This is a genomic window from Streptomyces sp. GL_140 (assembly GCF_057834465.1).
Genome location: NZ_CM174404.1, coordinates 1850510 through 1870465 on the forward strand (window position 1 = coordinate 1850510; position 19956 = coordinate 1870465).

Annotated in this window: 15 protein-coding genes; 6 read left to right on the forward strand and 9 right to left on the reverse strand. The window is 70.1% G+C overall.

The window, feature by feature from the left end; all coding sequences use genetic code 11:
* Positions 1–17: 17 nt before the first annotated feature.
* The 3 genes from AC3IYJ_RS08640 to metH form a co-directional block, all read right to left on the reverse strand.
* The gene (locus AC3IYJ_RS08640; protein WP_489400736.1) at positions 18–1622 is read right to left on the reverse strand and encodes an ABC transporter substrate-binding protein; all 1605 of its coding nucleotides are present in this window, start codon (positions 1620–1622) and stop codon (positions 18–20) included.
* 479 nt (positions 1623–2101) lie between these two features.
* Complete coding sequence (locus AC3IYJ_RS08645; RefSeq protein ID WP_489400737.1) at positions 2102–2803, reverse strand: HAD family hydrolase; 702 nt, start codon at positions 2801–2803, stop codon at positions 2102–2104.
* Positions 2804–2922: 119 nt separating this feature from the next.
* On the reverse strand, positions 2923–6435 hold the full coding sequence (metH, locus tag AC3IYJ_RS08650) for a methionine synthase (RefSeq protein ID WP_489400738.1): 3513 nt from the start codon (positions 6433–6435) through the stop codon (positions 2923–2925).
* Positions 6436–6699: 264 nt separating this feature from the next.
* Between metH and AC3IYJ_RS08655 the strand changes: the two genes are divergently transcribed.
* The 5 genes from AC3IYJ_RS08655 to AC3IYJ_RS08675 all read left to right on the forward strand — a co-directional run bounded on the left by AC3IYJ_RS08655 (position 6700) and on the right by AC3IYJ_RS08675 (position 12970).
* Positions 6700–7467, forward strand: a complete 768-nt coding sequence (locus tag AC3IYJ_RS08655; RefSeq protein ID WP_489400739.1) for an IclR family transcriptional regulator — start codon at positions 6700–6702, stop codon at positions 7465–7467.
* 327 nt (positions 7468–7794) lie between these two features.
* Positions 7795–8577 carry an MIP/aquaporin family protein gene (locus tag AC3IYJ_RS08660; protein ID WP_489400740.1) on the forward strand — a complete coding sequence of 261 codons (783 nt, stop codon included), beginning with the start codon at positions 7795–7797 and terminating at the stop codon, positions 8575–8577.
* 78 nt (positions 8578–8655) lie between these two features.
* Positions 8656–10182, forward strand: coding sequence for a glycerol kinase GlpK (gene glpK, locus AC3IYJ_RS08665; RefSeq protein ID WP_489400741.1), 1527 nt, complete (start codon positions 8656–8658; stop codon positions 10180–10182).
* 45 nt (positions 10183–10227) lie between these two features.
* Positions 10228–11835: a glycerol-3-phosphate dehydrogenase/oxidase gene (locus AC3IYJ_RS08670; RefSeq protein WP_489400742.1), complete on the forward strand. Its 1608-nt coding sequence runs from the start codon at positions 10228–10230 to the stop codon at positions 11833–11835.
* Positions 11836–11962: 127 nt separating this feature from the next.
* The gene (locus AC3IYJ_RS08675) at positions 11963–12970 is read left to right on the forward strand and encodes a PAC2 family protein (protein WP_489400743.1); all 1008 of its coding nucleotides are present in this window, start codon (positions 11963–11965) and stop codon (positions 12968–12970) included.
* A gap of 88 nt (positions 12971–13058) precedes the next feature.
* Here AC3IYJ_RS08675 and mshC read toward each other — a convergent pair whose 3' ends face one another.
* The 4 genes from mshC to AC3IYJ_RS08695 form a co-directional block, all read right to left on the reverse strand.
* Positions 13059–14288 (reverse strand): cysteine--1-D-myo-inosityl 2-amino-2-deoxy-alpha-D-glucopyranoside ligase, encoded by a 1230-nt coding sequence (gene mshC / locus AC3IYJ_RS08680; RefSeq protein WP_489400744.1) that lies wholly within the window; start codon positions 14286–14288, stop codon positions 13059–13061.
* Between the two features lie 181 nt (positions 14289–14469).
* Positions 14470–15306, reverse strand: coding sequence for an SCO1664 family protein (locus tag AC3IYJ_RS08685; protein ID WP_489402741.1), 837 nt, complete (start codon positions 15304–15306; stop codon positions 14470–14472).
* Positions 15270–15860, reverse strand: a complete 591-nt coding sequence (locus AC3IYJ_RS08690; protein ID WP_330295577.1) for a DUF3090 domain-containing protein — start codon at positions 15858–15860, stop codon at positions 15270–15272. Before AC3IYJ_RS08690 ends, AC3IYJ_RS08685 begins: the two co-directional genes overlap by 37 nt.
* Before the next feature lie 101 nt (positions 15861–15961).
* The gene (locus AC3IYJ_RS08695; RefSeq protein ID WP_489400745.1) at positions 15962–16684 is read right to left on the reverse strand and encodes a histidine phosphatase family protein; all 723 of its coding nucleotides are present in this window, start codon (positions 16682–16684) and stop codon (positions 15962–15964) included.
* Positions 16685–16765: 81 nt separating this feature from the next.
* On the opposite strand from AC3IYJ_RS08695, the gene corA reads away from it, so the two are divergent.
* Positions 16766–17731, forward strand: coding sequence for a magnesium/cobalt transporter CorA (corA, locus tag AC3IYJ_RS08700; protein ID WP_489402742.1), 966 nt, complete (start codon positions 16766–16768; stop codon positions 17729–17731).
* 13 nt (positions 17732–17744) lie between these two features.
* Here the strand turns inward: corA and AC3IYJ_RS08705 are convergent, their stop codons facing one another.
* Positions 17745–18533: a ferritin-like domain-containing protein gene (locus tag AC3IYJ_RS08705; RefSeq protein ID WP_489400746.1), complete on the reverse strand. Its 789-nt coding sequence runs from the start codon at positions 18531–18533 to the stop codon at positions 17745–17747.
* Positions 18534–18726: 193 nt separating this feature from the next.
* Positions 18727–19776, reverse strand: a complete 1050-nt coding sequence (locus AC3IYJ_RS08710) for an LLM class F420-dependent oxidoreductase (protein ID WP_489400747.1) — start codon at positions 19774–19776, stop codon at positions 18727–18729.
* Between the last annotated feature and the right edge of the window lie 180 nt (positions 19777–19956).

Sequence of the window (19956 nt, forward strand, 5' to 3'; positions counted from 1 at the left end):
GTCGGCCGCCGTGCTGGTCAGCCGCTGACGCCGCGGCCGAGTTCCCACAGCTGGAGGTCGGAGATGGCGTTGACCGACCACTCCACTCCGGTGATCCCATCGCGCGCGGCGACGTACTGCTTGCCCTGCCACAGGGGCAGGACGGGTACGTCCTCGGCGACGATGTCCTGAATCTCCGTGATCGCGGGGACGGCGACGCCTCGGTCGACCGCCCGCCGGGATTCGGGGATGAGCCTGGTGCGCACCGCGCTGTTGGCGTACGGCGTGCCCAGGAAGTTGTCCTGCTCCAGGAACGGGGCGAGGAAGTTGTCGGCGTCGGGGTAGTCGGGGAACCAGCCGAGCCCGTAGGCGGCGTAGTCGCCCTTCTTCTGCGCGGGCCGGAAGTCGGCCCAGTCGGTGCCCTGGACGGTGATGTCGAAGAGCTGGGTGGAGTTCAGCTGGGCCTTGAGGGCTTCGAACTCGGCCGCGGTGCCGTCGCCGTAGTGGTCGTTGGTGTAGTTGAGGGTCAGCTTGACCGGGGTCTTGATCCCGGCGGCCTTCAGCAGGTCGGCGGCCTTGGCGGTGTTGGCCTCGCCGTACTTGTTGAAGAACGAGTTGACGTGGCCGGTCACGGTGGTGGGGACCAGCGAGTACAGGGGCTGCGCGGACTTCCCGTAGACCTTGGCGATGACGGCGTTTCGGTCGACGGCGGCCGCGAGGGCCTGGCGGACGGCCTTGTCCTTGACGACGGGTGCCTCGGTGTTGAAGCCGAGGTAGCGGATCTCCAGGCCGGGCATCGGGACGAGCTTGATGCCCTTGGGCGGATTGGCGGACAGCTCGGTGATCTGCGCGGGCGACAGGGTGCGGGAGACCAGGTGGATGCTGCCCTGTTCCAGGGCCTTGCCCATCGCTTCGGAGTCTTCGAAGGTGCGCAGTTCGGCCTTGTCGTTCTGCAGCTTCAGGTCGCCCTTGTAGTTCGGGTTCTTGCTGAAGACGGCGCGGACGAGGTGGTTGTCCTTGACTTCGGCCTTCATCGTGTACGGGCCGGAGCCTTCGACGGTGAAGCCGGCGCGGAGCTTCTTGGCGTCGTACTTCTTGGCGCTGACGATGCCCGCGGCGGGGGTGGAGAGCTTGTACGGGAAAGTGGCGTCGGAGGTCTTGAGGTGGAAGACGACGGTGTCGGCGCTCTTGGCTTCGACGGTGTCGATGGTGGAGAGCAGCGAGGAGGGGCCGTTCTCGTCCTTGATGGCGAGGACGCGTTCGATGGAGAACTTGACGTCCTGCGCGGTGAGGGGGGCGCCGTCGGCGAACTTGAGGTCCGGGCGCAGGGTGCAGCGGTAGCTCTCGTTGCCGGTGTCGGTGAAGCGGCAGTCGGAGGCTGCTTCGGGGACGGGCTGGCCGCCGCCGCGCGGGGTGTGCATCAGCGTCTGGACGGTCTGGCGCAGGATGTTCCAGCTGCCGGCGTCGTAGGCGTACGCGGGGTCGAGCGGGGCGGGGGCGTAGTCGGCTGCCTCGAACCGGTCGGTGGTTCCGACGATGATCGCTCCGGATCCCGCTCCTCCGCCGCTGGTGCTGCCGCATGCGGTCAGCGCGGGGGTGAGCAGTCCGGCGGCGGCCGTCAGCACCATGGTCTTGCGGTTCATGCTGGAAGTACTCCCTCAACCCGGCACTTGTTCAAAGCGGCGTGGAGGGCATCGCGTCGGTCGCCCGTTCTGGGCGGAACGATCGGGCCGGTGTTGTGACGATCGGTCCACGCGGTTCCGGAACAGGGGTGTGTGTCCGGGACGGCTGAGGTGCGGCGCTATGCCCGGATCGACATTAGTGGCCTGCGGAGGGGTGGCTTGAACCCGTTGGGGCGGGGGTGTCATCGCACCGTTATGGGAGCGGACCGGGTGTGAGCGCGGGGGCGTCCGCATTTTCGGTCAGGTACTCATCAATGCGGACACAAGGGGTGGCGTGGAGGGGTTCGGAGTGGTGCGAAGGGGGCCTTGTGGGTGACAAAGGTCACCTGGGACAACTCCCCCGGGAGGGATGGAATTTCGGCCTCCGGGGTACAGCGCGAAAGATCCGCCCGTAGGACCGAGGTCCTGCGGGCGGATCGTGGGGTACGCAGCGTGCGCGGTCAGTTCATCGGAGTGATGAGGGAGCGCAGGAACGGCAGGTCGACGTCTTCGAGCGAGCGCACGATGGTCCGGCCCGGGGCGGGCGCGATCCGGCCGACCGAGGGGACGGCGACGACCCGGCAGCCGGCCGCCTCGGCGGAGGCCACGCCGGTGGCGGTGTCCTCGATGACGGCGCAGCGCGAGGGGTGTGCGCCCAGGGTGCGGGCGGCCAGGAGGTACGGGTCGGGGTGCGGCTTGGTGCGTGCGACTTCGTCGCCGGCGACCGTGAGGTGGAAGCGGTCGCGGCCGAGGGTGAGCAGGACCTGGTCGATGACCCGTCGGTGGGAGGCGGAGACGAGGGCGGTGGGCACGTTGTGCCGGGCCAGCTCGGACAGCAGCCGTTCGGCGCCGGGCATGAGGGGCACCTGGTCGGCGATGCGGGCTTCGAAGCGCTCGTTGAGGAGCACGCTGAGTTCGGCGAGGCTGATCGAGGCGCCGGTGGATTCGATGAGGAATCCGGCGCTGCGGGTCATGGGGCCGCCGACGACCACGTCGCGCCAGGACTCGTCGAGGCGGTGTCCGAGTTCGCCGAAGACGTCGACCTCGATCTCCCACCAGAACCCTTCGGTATCGACGAGGGTGCCGTCCATGTCGAGCAGCACCGCCTGCAGGGCATGTCCGTCGGCCGTACGGGCGACGGGGGCGGGAACTGTGCTCGTCATGCGCGCACCTCTCTGAAGGTCCTGAGGGACGACAAGGCCGGTCACCTCACCTCTGGGGGCATGCCCGGAGGAACAGGTGACCGGCCTGTATGGGACCGACAAGTGTACGCCGGTCCGTGTCAGCGTGCGTTGAAATACTTCGCCTGCGGGTGGTGGATCACGATGGCGTCGGTGGACTGCTCGGGGTGGAGCTGGAATTCCTCGGAGAGGTGGACGCCGATGCGTTCGGGCTGGAGGAGGTCGGCGATCTTCGCCCGGTCCTCGAGGTCGGGGCAGGCGCCGTAGCCCAGGGAGAAGCGGGCGCCCCGGTATTTGAGGTCGAACATGTCCTCGACCTGGGCGGGGTCCTCGCCGCCGAATCCGAGTTCCGCGCGGACGCGGGCGTGCCAGTACTCGGCCATGGCCTCGGCGAGCTGGACGGACAGGCCGTGGAGCTCGAGGTAGTCGCGGTAGGAGTCGGACGCGAAGAGCTTGGCCGTGGCCTCGCCGATCTTCGATCCGACGGTGACCACCTGCAGACCGACCACGTCGATCTCGCCGGACTCCTCCGGGCGGAAGAAGTCCGCCAGGCACAGACGACGGCCCCGGCGCTGACGCGGGAACGTGAAACGGGTCCGCTCGTTGCCCGCCTCGTCGAGGATGATCAGGTCCTCGCCCTTGGAGACGCAGGGGAAGTAGCCGTAGACGACGGCGGCCTCGAGGAGGTTCTCGGTGTGCAGCTTGTCGAGGAGTCCGCGCAGACGCGGCCGGCCCTCGGACTCGACGAGCTCCTCGTACGTGGCTCCCCCGGCGCGGGCCTGCTTGAGACCCCACTGGCCCTTGAACAGCGCGCCCTCGTCCAGCCAGGACGCGTAGTCCTTCAGCGGAATGCCCTTGACCACCCGGGTGCCCCAGAACGGCGGGGTGGGGATCGGGTTGTCGACGGCCGTGTCGGAACGGCCAACGGGCTCCGTCGCCTCCTCGGCATCCAGGACCGGGGTGTCGCGCTTGGCCACGCGCCGCTGCTTGAGTTCGGGGAGGGTGGCTCCGGGAACCCCGCGCTTGACCGCGATGAGGGCGTCCATCAGGCGCAGGCCCTCGAAGGCGTCGCGGGCGTAGCGGACTTCGCCCTCGTAGATCTCGTGGAGGTCCTGCTCGACGTAGGCGCGGGTCAGGGCGGCGCCGCCGAGGATGACCGGGTAGTCGGCCGCCAGCTTGCGCTGGTTGAGCTCCTCCAGGTTCTCCTTCATGATCACCGTGGACTTCACCAGGAGACCCGACATCCCGATCACATCGGCGTTGTGCTCCTGCGCGGCTTCGAGGATCGCGGAGACCGGCTGCTTGATGCCGATGTTGACCACGTTGTAGCCGTTGTTGGACAGGATGATGTCGACGAGGTTCTTGCCGATGTCGTGCACGTCGCCACGGACCGTGGCCAGCACGATCGTGCCCTTGCCCTCGTCGTCGCTCTTCTCCATGTGCGGTTCCAGATGGGCGACCGCGGTCTTCATGACCTCCGCCGACTGGAGGACGAAGGGGAGCTGCATCTGGCCGGAGCCGAACAGCTCACCGACGACCTTCATCCCCTCCAGCAGGGTGTCGTTGACAATGTCGAGGGCGGGACGGGTCTGGAGCGCCTCGTCGAGGTCGGCTTCCAGGCCGTTCTTCTCGCCGTCGATGATGCGGCGCTGCAGTCGTTCGTCCAGCGGCAGGGCGAGGAGTTCCTCGGCGCGGCCGGCCTTGAGGGACTTGGTGTTGACGCCCTCGAAGAGGGCCATGAGCTTTTGCAGCGGGTCGTAGCCCTCGGCGCGCCGGTCGTAGATCAGGTCGAGGGCGGTGCCGACCTGCTCGTCGTCGAAGCGCGCGATCGGCAGGATCTTCGAGGCGTGCACGATCGCCGAGTCCAGGCCCGCCTTGACGCACTCGTCCAGGAAGACCGAGTTCAGCAGCACACGGGCGGCGGGGTTCAGGCCGAAGGAGATGTTCGACAGACCCAGCGTCGTCTGGACGTCCGGGTGGCGGCGCTTGAGCTCGCGGATCGACTCGATCGTCGCGATGCCGTCCTTGCGGGACTCCTCCTGACCCGTGCAGATCGTGAACGTGAGCGTGTCGATGAGGATGTCCGACTCCCGGATCCCCCAGTTCCCCGTCAGGTCCTCGATCAGACGCTCGGCGATGGCGACCTTGTGTTCGACGGTGCGGGCCTGGCCCTCTTCGTCGATGGTCAGCGCGATCAGCGCCGCACCGTGCTCCCGGGCCAGAGCGGTGACCTTCGCGAAACGCGACTGGGGACCGTCACCGTCCTCGTAGTTCACCGAGTTGATGACCGCACGGCCACCGATCTTCTCCAGACCCGCCTGGAGAACGGGAACCTCGGTGGAGTCGAGAACGATCGGCAGGGTGGACGCGGTCGCGAAACGCCCGGCGAGCTCCTGCATGTCCGCGACACCGTCACGGCCGACGTAGTCCACGCACAGGTCGAGCATGTGCGCACCCTCGCGGATCTGGTCACGGACCATCTCCACACAGTCGTCCCAGCGCGCCTCCAGCATCGCGTCACGGAACTTCTTCGACCCGTTCGCGTTTGTCCGCTCACCGATCGCCATGTACGAGATGTCCTGCCGGAACGGCACCGTCTGATACAGCGAGGACGCACCCGGCTCGGGGCGGGGGTCGCGCACGGCCGGGTTAAGACCGCGGACCCGCTCCACGACCTGGCGCAGGTGCTCCGGCGTGGTGCCGCAGCAGCCGCCCACCAGGGACAGCCCGTACTCGCGGACGAAGGTCTCCTGGGCGTCCGCGAGCTCGGGCGCGGTCAGGGGGTAGTGGGCGCCGTTCTTGCCCAGGACCGGCAGGCCGGCGTTGGGCATGCAGGACAGCGGGATGCGCGAGTTGCGCGCCAGGTAGCGCAGGTGCTCGCTCATCTCGGCCGGGCCGGTCGCGCAGTTCAGACCGATCATGTCGATGCCCAGCGGCTCCAGCGCCGTCAGCGCCGCACCGATCTCCGAACCCAGCAGCATCGTGCCGGTCGTCTCCACCGTCACCGAACAGATCAACGGAACGGACACCCCGAGGGCCTCCATCGCCCGCCGGGCGCCCACGATGGAGGACTTCGTCTGCAGCAGGTCCTGCGTGGTCTCCACGAGGAGTGCGTCGGCGCCGCCCGCCAGCAGGCCCTCGGCGTTGATCTGGTATGCGTCGCGGATGGTCGCGTAGTCGATGTGGCCGAGCGTCGGCAGCTTCGTACCCGGACCCATCGAACCCAGGACCCAGCGCTGCTGCCCCGTGGAAGCAGTGAACTCGTCCGCGACCTCGCGGGCGATCCGGGCACCGGCCACCGACAGTTCGAGGTTGCGGTCGGCGATGTCGTATTCGGCCAGGGCGGCGTAGTTGGTGCCGAAGGTGTTGGTCTCGACGCAGTCGACCCCGGCCCCGAAGTACTCGCGGTGCACATTGGCCACGATGTCGGGGCGCGTGACGTTCAGGATCTCGTTGCAGCCCTCGAGCTGCTCGAAGTCCTCCATCGTGGGGTCCTGTGCCTGGAGCATGGTTCCCATGGCTCCGTCGGCGACGACCACGCGGGTCGCCAGTGCCTGGCGGAGGGCATCTGCCCGGGTCTGGGTGTCTGCGGGCGGGTTAGGCAACGAGGCCATGGTTTTGCTCCCTGGGCTGCGACGGCTGTCGGCTTTGCACCCCTTCGGTTTCAAGGGTGCACGCGGCCAGGGTAACGGTGTCGAACGGGCCCCGGTGGGGTCGTCCCACGTGGCGGACTGCATTCTGTGCGCGGGGGTGGGTGGTGACTTTCGGCCGGGGCAGCCCGGCCGCATCGTTTCCGAACACTTTTGCCACCATGCAAGAAGTCGGCATCGACCGATAGTGTTCAGCATTGTCGAACTACGTCAGCAGGAGGCTGCGCGATGGCACGGAACATCCAGTCGCTCGAACGAGCCGCTGCGATGCTGCGGCTCCTGGCGGGCGGTGAGCGCCGCCTGGGGCTCTCGGACGTGGCCTCTTCCCTCGGCCTGGCCAAGGGGACGGCACACGGGATCCTGCGCACCCTGCAGGCCGAGGGCTTCGTGGAGCAGGACCCGGCCTCCGGCCGCTACCAGCTCGGCGCGGAGCTGCTGCGTCTGGGCAACAGCTATCTGGACGTCCACGAGCTGCGGGCCCGCGCCCTGGTCTGGACGGACGATCTGGCCCGCGCGAGCGGGGAGAGCGTGTACGTGGGGGTGCTCCACAAGAGCGGGGTGCTGATCATGCACCACGTCTTCCGCCCCGACGACAGCCGGCAGGTCCTGGAGGTCGGGGCGATGCAGCCGCTGCACTCCACGGCCCTGGGCAAGGTGCTGTCGGCGTACGACCCGGTGGCTCACACCCAGGTCATGGAGGTGGAGCGGGAGGCGTTCACCCCCCGTACGGTCACGGACGGGGCGGGCTTCGAGGGGATCCTGGAGCTGACCCGGGCGCGCGGCTGGGCCAGCGACATCGAGGAGACCTGGGACGGGCTCGCCTCGGTGGCGGCCCCCATCCACGACCGGCGCAGGATGCCGGTCGGCGCGGTGGCGGTCGCGGGGGCCGTGGAGCGGATGTGCGGGGACTCCGGGGAGCCCCGGGCGTCCCTCGTGGCGTCCGTACGGGACTGCGCGCGGGCGGTTTCCCGCGATCTGGGGGCGGGCCGGTTCTGATCCGGCCGACCCTCATCACCCTGTCCGGACCGTCCAGAGGCCGCATCAATGCGGCATCTGGGCGGTTTTTTGCTTTTTATGATCACCCAATGGCCTGATTTGGTCGATCACACCGAGTGGTAACAATCCGGCCCCTTGGCCAGGCGAACCCTTGACGCCCGCTCCCCCTGGCGGAAAACTGCCGTTCATCGGTCGGCATTGCCGAACACCTAACGGCAATACGCGTTAAGGTGTGACAAGGCCAAGGACCGGTGCAGCACTCACTGAGTGTGTGGACCGCCGGAGGGACCCGGTGGCCACCACCCCTGAACGACAAAGGAGTCGCGGGTGTCCAGCTCCGACATCTTCCTCGGCGAGACCATCGGTACCGCCCTGCTCACACTGCTCGGCGGCGGCGTCTGCGCCGCACTGACGCTCAAGAGCTCCAAGGCGCGGGGCGCAGGCTGGGTCGCGATCACGTTCGGCTGGGGTTTCGCCGTCCTGATCGCCGCCTACGTGTCCGCACCGCTCTCCGGCGCGCACCTCAACCCGGCCGTCACGGTCGGCCTCGCGATCAAGAGCGGTGACTGGAGCGACGTACCGGTCTACTTCGCCGGCCAGCTGCTCGGCGCGATGATCGGCTCGGTCCTGATGTGGCTCGCCTACTACGGTCAGTTCCAGGCGCACCTGGCCGACCCGGAGCACATCCGCGACGCCAAGCTCGGCCCGAAGGACCCGCACCCGCACGACGTGGCCGGCCCGGTGCTCGGCATCTTCTCCACGGGCCCCGAGATCCGCAACGTCGTCCAGAACCTCACCACCGAGATCATCGGCACCGCCGTCCTGGTCCTGGCCATCCTGACCCAGGGCCTCCAGGACGACGGCAAGGGCCTCGGCGTCATCGGCGTCCTGATCACCTCGTTCGTGGTCGTCGGCATCGGCCTCTCGCTGGGCGGTCCGACCGGCTACGCGATCAACCCGGTCCGCGACCTCGGCCCGCGCATCGTCCACTCCCTGCTGCCGCTGCCCAACAAGGGCGGCTCGGACTGGAGCTACTCCTGGATCCCGGTGGTCGGCCCCCTCGCGGGTGCCGCGCTCGCCGGTGGTCTGTACAACATCGCGTTCGCCTGATCAGCAATCGGCACCACGGCACGACCCGCACCGCCATTCTGATTCCGCCTACTTCGACACCTGCCAGGAGCAGCCACCATGACCACCAGCACCGGTCCCTTCATCGCCGCGATCGACCAGGGCACCACCTCCTCCCGCTGCATCGTCTTCGACCGTGACGGCCGCATCGTCGCCGTCGACCAGAAGGAGCACGAGCAGATCTTCCCGAAGCCGGGTTGGGTCGAGCACGACGCCGCGGAGATCTGGACCAACGTCCAGGAGGTCGTCGCCGGGGCCATCGCCAAGGCCGAGATCACCTCGGCCGACGTCAAGGCCGTCGGCATCACCAACCAGCGCGAGACCACCCTGCTGTGGGACCGCCACACGGGCGAGCCGGTCCACAACGCGCTGGTCTGGCAGGACACCCGTACCGACGCCCTGTGCAAGGAGCTCGGCCGCAACGTCGGCCAGGACCGCTTCCGCCGCGAGACCGGCCTGCCGCTGGCGAGCTACTTCGCGGGCCCCAAGGTCCGCTGGCTGCTCGACAACGTCGAGGGCCTGCGCGAGCGCGCCGCGGCCGGGGACATCCTCTTCGGCACCATGGACTCCTGGGTCATCTGGAACCTCACCGGCGGCGCCCAGGGCGGTGTGCACGTCACCGACGTCACCAACGCCTCGCGCACCATGCTGATGAACCTGCACACCCTGGCCTGGGACGAGAAGATCGCCGAGTCCATGGACGTGCCCCTCAACGTCCTCCCGGAGATCAAGTCCTCCGCCGAGGTCTACGGCCACGTCAAGGAAGGCGTCCTGGCCGGCGTCCCGGTCGCCTCGGCGCTCGGTGACCAGCAGGCCGCGCTGTTCGGCCAGACCTGTTTCGCCGAGGGCGAGGCGAAGTCCACGTACGGCACCGGCACGTTCATGCTGATGAACACCGGCGACAAGATCATCAACTCTTACAGCGGCCTGCTGACGACCGTCGGCTACCAGATCGGCGACCAGAAGCCGGTCTACGCGCTGGAGGGCTCCATCGCCGTCACCGGCTCGCTCGTCCAGTGGATGCGCGACCAGATGGGCATGATCAAGACCGCGGCCGAGATCGAGACCCTCGCGTCCTCGGTCGAGGACAACGGCGGCGCGTACTTCGTGCCGGCCTTCTCCGGCCTGTTCGCCCCGTACTGGCGCTCCGACGCCCGCGGCGTGATCGCCGGCCTCACCCGGTACGTCACCAAGGCGCACATCGCCCGTGCCGTCCTGGAGGCCACCGCCTGGCAGACCCGTGAGATCACCGACGCCATGACCAAGGACTCGGGCGTCGAGCTCGCGGCCCTGAAGGTCGACGGCGGCATGACCTCCAACAACCTGCTGATGCAGACGCTCTCCGACTTCGTGGACGCCCCCGTGGTGCGCCCGATGGTCGCGGAGACCACCTGCCTCGGCGCCGCCTACGCCGCCGGCCTGGCCGTCGGCTTCTGGCCGGACACCGACGCCCTGCGCGCCAACTGGCGCCGCGCGGCGGAGTGGACCCCGCGGATGCCCGCCGAGCAGCGGGATCGCGAGTACAAGAGCTGGCTCAAGGCCGTCGAGCGGTCCATGGGCTGGGTCGACGACGAAGACGCCAGCTGACCGCACGGCCGGCGCAATTCGACGAGTAAGTAGGAGTCAAGGGATATGAGCAGCCTGCAGAGCGTTCCCACACTGGGTACGCACCCGACCGCCGGTTCGAACGCGAGCCGCGCCGAGACCCGTGAGCAGCTGGCGAAGGCCACGTACGACCTGCTGGTCATCGGCGGTGGAATCCTGGGCACCTCGGTGGCCTGGCACGCCGCGCAGTCGGGTCTGCGGGTCGCCATGGTGGACGCCGGCGACTTCGCCGGCGCCACTTCCTCGGCCTCCTCCAAGCTGGTCCACGGTGGCCTGCGCTACCTGCAGACCGGTTCGGTCAAGCTGGTCGCGGAGAACCACCACGAGCGCCGGGTGCTGGCCAAGGACGTGGCCCCGCACCTGGTCAACCCGCTCACGTTCTACCTGCCGGTGTACAAGGGCGGTCCGGTCGGCGCGGCCAAGCTGGGCGCGGGCGTGTTCGCGTACTCGGCGCTGTCGGCCTTCGGCGACGGCATGGGCAAGATCATCTCGCCGGCCCGTGCGGCCGCCGACAACCCGGGTCTCAAGACGGACGGCCTCAAGGCCGTCGCCGTCTACTACGACCACCAGATGAACGACTCGCGGGTCGCCGTGATGACGGTCCGCGCGGCCGTCGAGTCGGGCGCGGTCGTCCTGAACCACGCCGAGGTCACCGGGCTGCGCATGACGCGCGGCCGGGTCAGCGGCGCCGAGCTCAAGGACCGTCTGGACGGCACCGAGTTCGGTGTGGACGCCCGCGTGGTGCTCAACGCCACCGGCCCGTGGGTGGACCACCTGCGGCGCATGGAGGACAAGCACTCGATGCCCTCCATCCGGCTGTCCAAGGGCGCGCACATAGTCATGAAGCGCAAGTCGCCGTGGAAGGCCGCCATGGCCACCCCGATCGACAAGTACCGCATCACCTTCGCCCTGCCGTGGGAGGACCAGCTCCTTCTGGGCACCACGGACGAGGTCTACGAAGGCGACCCGGCGGACGTGCGTGCCACCGAGGCCGACATCCAGCAGATCCTGGACGAGGCGGCCTTCTCGGTGAAGGACGCCGATCTGGACCGTTCCCTGATGACGTACGCCTTCGCGGGCCTGCGGGTGCTGCCGGGCGGTCCCGGCGGGGTCGAGAAGGCCAAGCGCGAGACGGTCGTCTCCGAGGGCGCGGGCGGCATGCTGTCGGTGGCCGGCGGCAAGTGGACGACGTACCGGCACATCGGCCGTGTGGTCATGGACAAGCTGGCGAAGCTGCCGGGGAGCCCGCTGACCGAGGACATGGAGCCGGTGAAGTCGCTGGTGCGCCGGATCGCGCTGCCGGGTGTCGCCAACCCGAACGCGGTGGCGCACCGGCTGCTGGTGGACCGGGAGCCGGGTTCGCGGATGGACCCGCTGACCGCGCGCCACCTGGCTTCGCACTACGGTTCGCTGGCCTTCGACATCGCGCGGCTCGCGAACGAGGACCCGGCGCTCGCGGAGCGGATCCACCCGGACGGTCCGGAGATCTGGGCGCAGGTCGCCTACGCCCGGGACAACGAGTGGGCCGAGACGGCCGATGACGTGCTGCGCCGCCGTACGACGGTGACGGTCCGCGGCCTGGACAGCGCCGAAGTGCGCGGCCGCGTCGAGGAGATGCTGGCCGACAAGGCATAACCGGCGGTGCGAGCGGGCAGAGGGGCGGTTCCAGGGGGAACCGCCCCTCTGTCGTGGGCTGTGGCTGGCGTCCCATCAAGGCTTAGGCTGACCCACGTACGCAAGGGAACTTCGGAAGGAGACCTGGGTGATCGAGCTTGAGGGCGTGCCCGAGCTGATCGACCCGGTCATGGTGGCCGCGTTCGAGGGCTGGAACGACGCGGGTGACGCGGCCTCCGGTGCGGTCGCGCACCTGGACCGGGAGTGGAAGGGCGAGGTCTTCGCGGCTCTGGACGCCGAGGACTACTACGATTTCCAGGTCAACCGGCCGACGGTGTGGCTGGACAACGGGGTGCGAAAGATCACCTGGCCGACCACCCGGCTGTCGGTGGTCCGGATCGGCGGCGCGAAGCCGCGCGATCTGGTGCTGGTGCGGGGCATCGAACCGTCCATGCGGTGGCGGTCGTTCTGCAACGAGATTCTGGGCTTCGCGCACGAGCTGGGCGTGGAGATGGTCGTGATCCTGGGCGCGCTGCTCGGGGACACCCCGCACACACGGCCGGTGCCGGTGAGCGGGGTCACCTCGGACGCGGACCTGGCGCGGACGATGGATCTGGAGGAGACGAAGTACGAGGGCCCGACGGGCATCGTGGGCATCCTGCAGGAGGCCTGCACCCATGCCGGGGTCCCGGCGGTGTCGTTGTGGGCGGCGGTGCCGCACTACGTCTCCCAGCCGCCGAACCCGAAGGCGACGCTGGCGCTGCTCAACCGCCTGGAGGATCTGATCGACATCCGGATCCCGCTGGGCGAACTCCCGGAGGACGCGCGGGCGTGGCAGGTGGGCGTGGACCAACTGGCGGCCGAGGACAGCGAGGTGGCGGAGTACGTCCAGACGCTGGAGGAGGCCCGGGACACGGCCGATCTGCCGGAGGCTTCCGGGGACGCGATCGCCCGGGAGTTCGAGCGGTACCTGCGGCGGCGTGATCCGGCCGCGGGTCCGGCGCCCGAGGCGGGTGACGGGTCGTACCTGCGGGACACCTCCAGCGGGCTGACCCGCCCGCCGAAGCGGAAGGCGGAGGCGGAGCCGTCCGAGGAGCCGCCGGCCGCGGCCGCGGGCGAGCCCGAGAACGAGACCCCGGAGCCGCCGGAGGCCTAGCCGGGCGGGGCGCAGCCCCGCACCCCGCTCCTCGAACGCCGGAGGGGCTGGATCGCCCTGCGGGCGATCCAGCCCCTCCGTGGGGGACCTACAGGGCCACGCCCAGCAGGGCGTCGACCGTGCGGGAGACCAGGCCCGGGGCCGACTCGTCGTCGCCGTCGGTGGCGATCTGGAGCTCGACCCAGCGGTCCACGGCCGCGAGGGCGGCAGGGGCGTCCAGGTCGTTGGCCAGGGCTTCCCGGACCTCCTCGACGAGGGCGTCGGCGGAGATGCCGTCCGGGCGGGACACGGCCGCGCGCCAGCGCTCCAGGCGGGCCACCGCCTGGGCGAGGACCTCGTCGGTCCACTCCCAGTCCGCGCGGTAGTGGTGCGAGAGCAGGGCCAGGCGGATCGCCGCCGGGTCCACGCCCGCCCGCCGCAGGGCGGACACGAAGACCAGGTTGCCCTTGGACTTCGACATCTTCTCGCCGTGCAGGGCGACCATGCCGGCGTGTACGTACGCCTTGGCCATGGGGAACTCGCCCGTCAGCACCTGGGCGTGCGAGGCGCCCATCTCGTGGTGCGGGAAGACGAGGTCGGAGCCGCCGCCCTGGACGTCGAAGGTCATGCCCAGGTGGTCCAGGGCGATGGCCACGCACTCGATGTGCCAGCCGGGGCGGCCGCGGCCCAGGGAGCCGCCGTCCCAGCTGGGCTCGCCCGGACGGGCGGCCATCCACAGCATCGGGTCGAGCGGGTTCTTCTTGCCCGCGCGGTCGGGGTCGCCGCCCCGCTCCGCGGAGAGCAGGCGCATGGCTTCGGCGTCCAGGTTGGAGACCTTGCCGAAGTTCGCGTCGGACTCCACGGAGAAGTAGACGTCGCCGTCGAGCTCGTACGCGGCGCCCGCGTCCCGCAGCCGTTCGACCAGGGGCACGATGCCGGGTATGGCTTCGACCGCGCCGATGTAGTGCTGCGGGGGCAGCATCCGCAGGGCGGTCATGTCCTCGCGGAAGAGGGCCGTCTCGCGCTCGGCGAGCTCGCTCCAGTCCTGGTTGTCGCGCTGTGCCCGCTCCAGCAGGGGATCGTCGATGTCCGTGACGTTCTGGACGTAGAGGACCTGCCGCTTGGTGTCGAGCCACACGCGCTGCACGAGGTCGAACGCGTTGTAGGTGGCCGCGTGACCGATGTGCGTCGCGTCGTACGGGGTGATCCCGCAGACGTAGATTCGGGCGACGGGACCGGGGGCGAGGGTGATCGTCCCCTGGGTCGCGGTGTCGTGGATCTGGAGGTCGCGGCCCTTGCCAGGCAGGGCGGGGACCTCAGAAGCGGGCCAGGCATGCATGCGTCGAGCGTAACCGGACGGGTGTTCCGAAAACGAACCGGACCTGCACTGTTGTCTGGATAGGCGCTCTTGCGCCATGGCCGGATATGTGCGTACGGACGCTGCTGGGCACGGCCGGGCCCAGACCCCGCTCAGACGCGTCCGGGCGGGCTCGGACGGGCGCCCCCGGAGCCCCGGAGCCCTAGACGGGCGGCCAGGGGATCGCCGGCCACTGTCCCGACGGCTGCGGGTGCCTGCCGGTGCGCAGCAGCAGGGCCACCCGGGCCCGTACGGCGTCCAGCTCGGCGGTGGTGACCAGTTCCGCCAGTCGGGTGGCGAGGGGCTCTCCCCCGGCCAGCCGGGCCTCCAGGGAGGTCAGCACGGACCGGGCCTCCCCGGTCAGCGGCTCCCCCGCCCATCCCCAGAGCAGGGTGCGCAGTTTGTCCTCGGTGTGGAAGGTCACTCCGTGGTCGATGCCGTAGAGCCGTCCGTCGGGGGCGGGCAGCAGGTGGCCGCCCTTTCGGTCGCCGTTGTTGATCACGACGTCGAGGACGGAGAGCCGGCGCAGCCGGTCGTCGTCGGCGTGGACCAGGAGCGCGGTGCGGCCCTCGCCGACCTCGGCGAAGGCGACGGGCTTGAAGCCCTCTCCCGCTTCCTCGCCCTCGACGAGTGCGAGGAGTCCGGCTTCCGGTGTCTCCTCGGTCTCGATCCACTGCTGGACCATGCCCTCGCCGTACGGTCCGTCGCGCAGCACGGTCGGGGGGACCAGCCCCCAGCCGGTGGCCTCGGAGACCAGGTAGGAGGCGACCTCGCGCTGGGCGAGGTTGCCGTCGGGGAAGTCCCACAGGGGTCGCTCGCCCTTGACCGGCTTGTAGACGCAGTCGGCGCTCACGCCCTCGTGCGTGACGCTGCACAGCAGGACGGCGTTGGAGGCCTCGCGGATCCGGCCGACGACCGTGAGCTCGCCGTGGGCGAGCAGCTCTTCCAGTTCCCCCGTGGTGTTCACGCCTGGCGCCGGTAGCCGTTCTGGCGGGGGCAGACGTGCCCTTCCGGGTCCAGCGGGAGGCTGCACAGCGGGCACGGCGGCCGGCCGGCGTTGACCACGTCCAGGGCCCGCTTGGCGAAGGCCCGCGCCTGGGCGCCGGAGAGGCGCACCCGCAGCATGGGCGGGCCGTTCTCCTCGTCCTGCAGGAGCCGCTCCTCCGCTTCGGCGAGGTCCTCCTCGGAGTCGGCGTCGAGCTCGACGAGGGCCTGCGCTTCGACGATCATGCGCTGTTCCTCGCCGTCCCAGGCCAGGGCCATGGTGCCGACGCGGAACTCCTCGTCGACGGGGACGTCCAGGGGCGCGGTGTCGGTGACTTCGGCGGGGGCCACGGCCGGGACCGGGGCATTGCCCCCGGTGCGCCGTACGACCTCGTCCAGCAGCTCGTCCATCCGCTCGGCGAGCGCCGCGACCTGGGTCTTTTCCAGGGAGACGCTGGTGACGCGAGGTCCGGCGGAGGCCTGCAGGAAGAACGTACGGCGTCCAGGCAGCCCGACCGTGCCCGCGACGAAGCGGTCCGGCGGGTCGTAGAGGAACACCTGACGGGGCACGTCCAGTCTCCAAGTGTCCAGGGGTCCCCGGACGGGGTCCGGGGAGGCAGGGGCAGGGCGGGGCCCATGGGTTGGCCCGTCCAGCCTACTGCGCCGTTCGATCACACCGCGCCCGCGCCGCCCCCCACGACCGCGTCGCCGCCCGCTCCGGCCCCGTCCGGGGAGGCGGCCGGGTCCGCGGCCGGGGTTTCGCGGGGGGTGAAGGAGGCGAAGTCGCCGGTGTCGCCGAGCCGGAGCAGGAAGGGCCGGGTGGGCGTGTAGCGGATCACGGTGACGGAGCAGGGGTCGACCTGGATCCGCTGGAAGAGGTCGAGGTGCATGCCGAGGGCGTCCGCGACAAGGGACTTGATGATGTCGCCGTGCGAGCACATCAGGAAGACGGCGTCGGCGCCGTGCTCCTCCTCGATGCGCGCGTCCCAGTCCCGTACGGCGTCCACGGCGCGGGCCTGCATGGCCCGCATGGACTCGCCGCCGGGGAAGGCGGCGGCCGACGGGTGCTGCTGGACGATGCGCATCAGGGGTTCTTCGGAGAGTTCGGAGAGTTTGCGGCCCGACCAGTCGCCGTAGTGGCATTCGCCGATGCGCTCGTCGGTGTGGACTTCGAGTCCGGGCCGGGCGGCCAGCAGCGGGGCCAGGGTCTGGGCGCACCGCTCCAGCGGGCTGGTGACGGCGGCGGCGAGCGGTACGCCGGCGAGCCGTCCGGGGAGCGCCGCGGCCTGCTCCTCGCCGCGTTCGTCGAGGTTCACCCCCGGGGTCCATCCGGCGAGCAGTCCGGCGGTGTTGGCGGTGGACCGCCCGTGTCGTACGAGGATCAGCGTGGCCATGCGGCCAGCCTATGCGTTCGTGCCGGTGTGCGGGCGGGCCGCGGGGCAGGGAAGAATGCGCGGGTGATTGTCGACTGCGCGATGTACCGCAACGGCCGCCGCTCCCAGGCGCCCGAGGACTTCTCGGATGCCCTGGACGAGGCGCGGGCGACCGGCGACGCCTTCCTGTGGGTGGGCATGCACGAGCCGACGGCGGCGGAATTCGAGCACGTCAGTGCGGAGTTCGGGCTGCACCCGCTGGCCGTGGAGGACGCGCTGACCGCGCACCAGCGGCCGAAGCTGGAGGTTTACGACGATTCGCTCTTCGTGGTCCTCAAGCCGGTGCTCTACGACGACGGCGCCGACACGGTGAGCACGGGCGAGCTGATGGTGTTCATCGGCGACTCGTTCGTGGTCACGGTCCGGCACGGCGAGGGGGCCGCGCTGGCCGCCGTGCGCCGGCGGCTGGAGCATGAGCCGGAGGTGCTCAAGCACGGTCCGACGGCGGTGCTGTACGCGGTCTCGGACGCGGTGGTGGACCACTACATCGAGGTGGCGGCCGAACTCCAGGCGGATCTGGAGGAGCTGGAGGCGGAGGTGTTCTCGCCGAACCCCGCCGACACCAAGAACACGGCGGCGCGGATCTACGGCTTCAAGCGGCAGGTCCTGGAGTTCCGACGGGCGACGAGCCCGCTGCTGCAGCCGATGGACCGGCTCGCCTTCGGGTCCGTGCCCTTCGTGCACGAACACGCCCAGCCGTTCTTCCGCGATGTCGCCGATCACCTGACGAAGGCCAACGAGTACATCGAGGGCCTGGACCGGCTGCTGTCGGACGCGCTGGCCGCGCATCTGGCGCAGATGGGGGTCCGGCAGAACGACGACATGCGCAAGATCTCGGCGTGGGCGGCGATGGCGGCGGTGCCGACCATGGTGGCGGGGATCTACGGTATGAACTTCGAGCACATGCCGGAGCTCAAGCAGGGCTGGGGCTATCCGGCGGTGGTCGTGGTGATGGCGGTGCTGTGTCTGGGGCTGCACCGCATGTTCAAGCGCCGCGGCTGGCTCTGACACCCTTCGGACCTCAGGCGAACTCGGGCGCCGTCGTCGCTGCGCCGCCCAGCGCGTTGCGACGCTCCGGCGGGCGCAGGGCGACCATCCGGTGCCAGCCGCTGAGCCGCTCGTACGCGTACACGGCGCGGATCCCGGCGGCGAGCGCGGCCGCCTTGGGGGCGGGCCAGTGCAGCAGGCGTCCCATGTGGCCCATGACGGCGAGGCTCACGTCACGGTAGACGGCGATCTCGGCGAGCGCGCTCTCGCGCAGCACCCGGTGGATGGTCCGGGCGTGGCCGGCGCGGGCGAGGCGCAGGAGTTCCTCGTGGCAGTAGGCGAGGTGGTTGTCCTCGTCGCCGCTGATCATGCGGACGGCCTTGCCGAGGTCGGGGTGGTCCCCGAAGTGGCGGACCAGCAGGACCATCTGCTCGGCGGCGCGCTGTTCGGTGACCCGGCTGTGGGCGAGGTAGACCACGATGTCCTCCTCGCTCAGGGCCCGCTGCCCGCGCAGGGTCTCGTGCGCCAGGCCGATGCCGCGGCGCTCCAGCAGCATCGTGTAGTCGGTCTCGGGCGGGACCGGTACGGGGGCCAGGCCGCGCTTGCGCAGCAGCGCGTTGAAGATCCGGCCGTGCTTGTCCTCGTCGGCCCCGTGCCGGGTGATCTTGGGGGCGAGATCGCGCATGGAGTCGGGGACCAGTGCCGCGATCCGGGCGTTCTCCCAGCCTCCCTGGGCCTCGCCGCCGGCTGCGATGGAGCAGAACAGCTGGAAGGACCCGTCGTGGTCGACGATCTCCTGGAACAGGCTGCGTGCAGAGAGCATGCGTCGAGTCAAAAGCCGATCGGCGGGCCGGGCAACCGGGTGCGCGGTGCGGTTCGGCCGAATGAACGAGCAGGACCGGTGGCCCGGGGAGCGTAACCCCGCGGGCACCGGGCGCGTTGTTGGCTGTGTCGGCCGTGGCGGGGAAGACCCCCCGAGCCCCCACCACGGCCGCAGAGCATGCGGTCCCGGTCCGTCAGGCGAGGCCCGCGATCTCCATGGCCTCGGTGCCGGCCCGCAGGGCGGCGATCCGCTCGTCCAGGGTGAAGCCGGCCGGGGCGAGCGTCAGGGTGGTGACCCCGGCCTCGGCGTAGGCCCGCATCCCGTCGGCGATGCGCTCCACCGGGCCCAGCAGGGTGGTGGAGTCGATCAGCGAGTGCGGGACCGCGGTGGCCGCGCCCTGCTTGTCGCCCGCCAGGTACTTGTCCTGGATCTCGGCGGCTTCCTTCTCGTACCCCATGCGCTGGGCGAGCTGGTTGTAGAAGTTCTGCTTGCGGCTGCCCATGCCGCCCACGTACAGGGCGGTGTACGGGCGGAACATGTCCGCGAGCCCGGCCACGTCCTCGCCGAGGGCCAGCGGCACGGTCGGGCAGACGTCGAAGCCGTCCATCGTCAGCCCGGCCTTCTCGCGGCCCGCGCGGATGTGCGTGAGCGCGGTGGCCTCCAGGTGCTCGGCGGCCGGGAAGATCAGCAGTGCTCCGTCGGCGATCTCGCCGGTCTGCTCCAGGTTCTTGGGCCCGATGGCGGCGATGTAGAGCGGGATGTGCTCGCGCTCGGGGTGCACGGTGAGCTTGAGCGGCTTGCCCGGTCCGCCGGGCAGCGGCAGGGTCCAGTGCTCGCCCTCGTAGGACAGCCGCTCGCGGCTCATGGCCTTGCGGACGATCTCCACGTACTCGCGGGTCCGGGCGAGCGGCTTGTCGAACTTCACTCCGTACCAGCCCTCGGAGACCTGCGGTCCGGAGACCCCGAGGCCGAGCCGGAAGCGGCCCTTGGTGAGGGAGTCCAGGGTGGCGGCCGTCATCGCGGTCATCGCGGGCTGGCGGGCCGGGATCTGCAGGATCGCGGAGCCCACGTCGATCCGCTCGGTCTGGGCGGCGACCCAGGCCAGGACGGTCGGGGCGTCGGAGCCGTAGGCCTCGGCGGCCCAGCAGACGTCGTAGCCGAGGCGGTCGGCCTCCTGGGCGACGGCGAGGTTGTCGGCGTCCATGCCGGCGCCCCAGTAACCGAGATTGATGCCGAGCCGCATGCGCAGTCCCCTTAACCCTTTGACCGTTCCAACGATGAGCGCTGACGAGTGGCCGACGGGTACCGGCGAGCACGAACGGGCAACCGGAGAGCGCCGGAAGGACACCGATTGAGTACTCATCAGTAACGTCGGTCTGCGGGGACTCTAGCGCGCCCGGGTGCCCCGCGTCAGTGCCGCAGT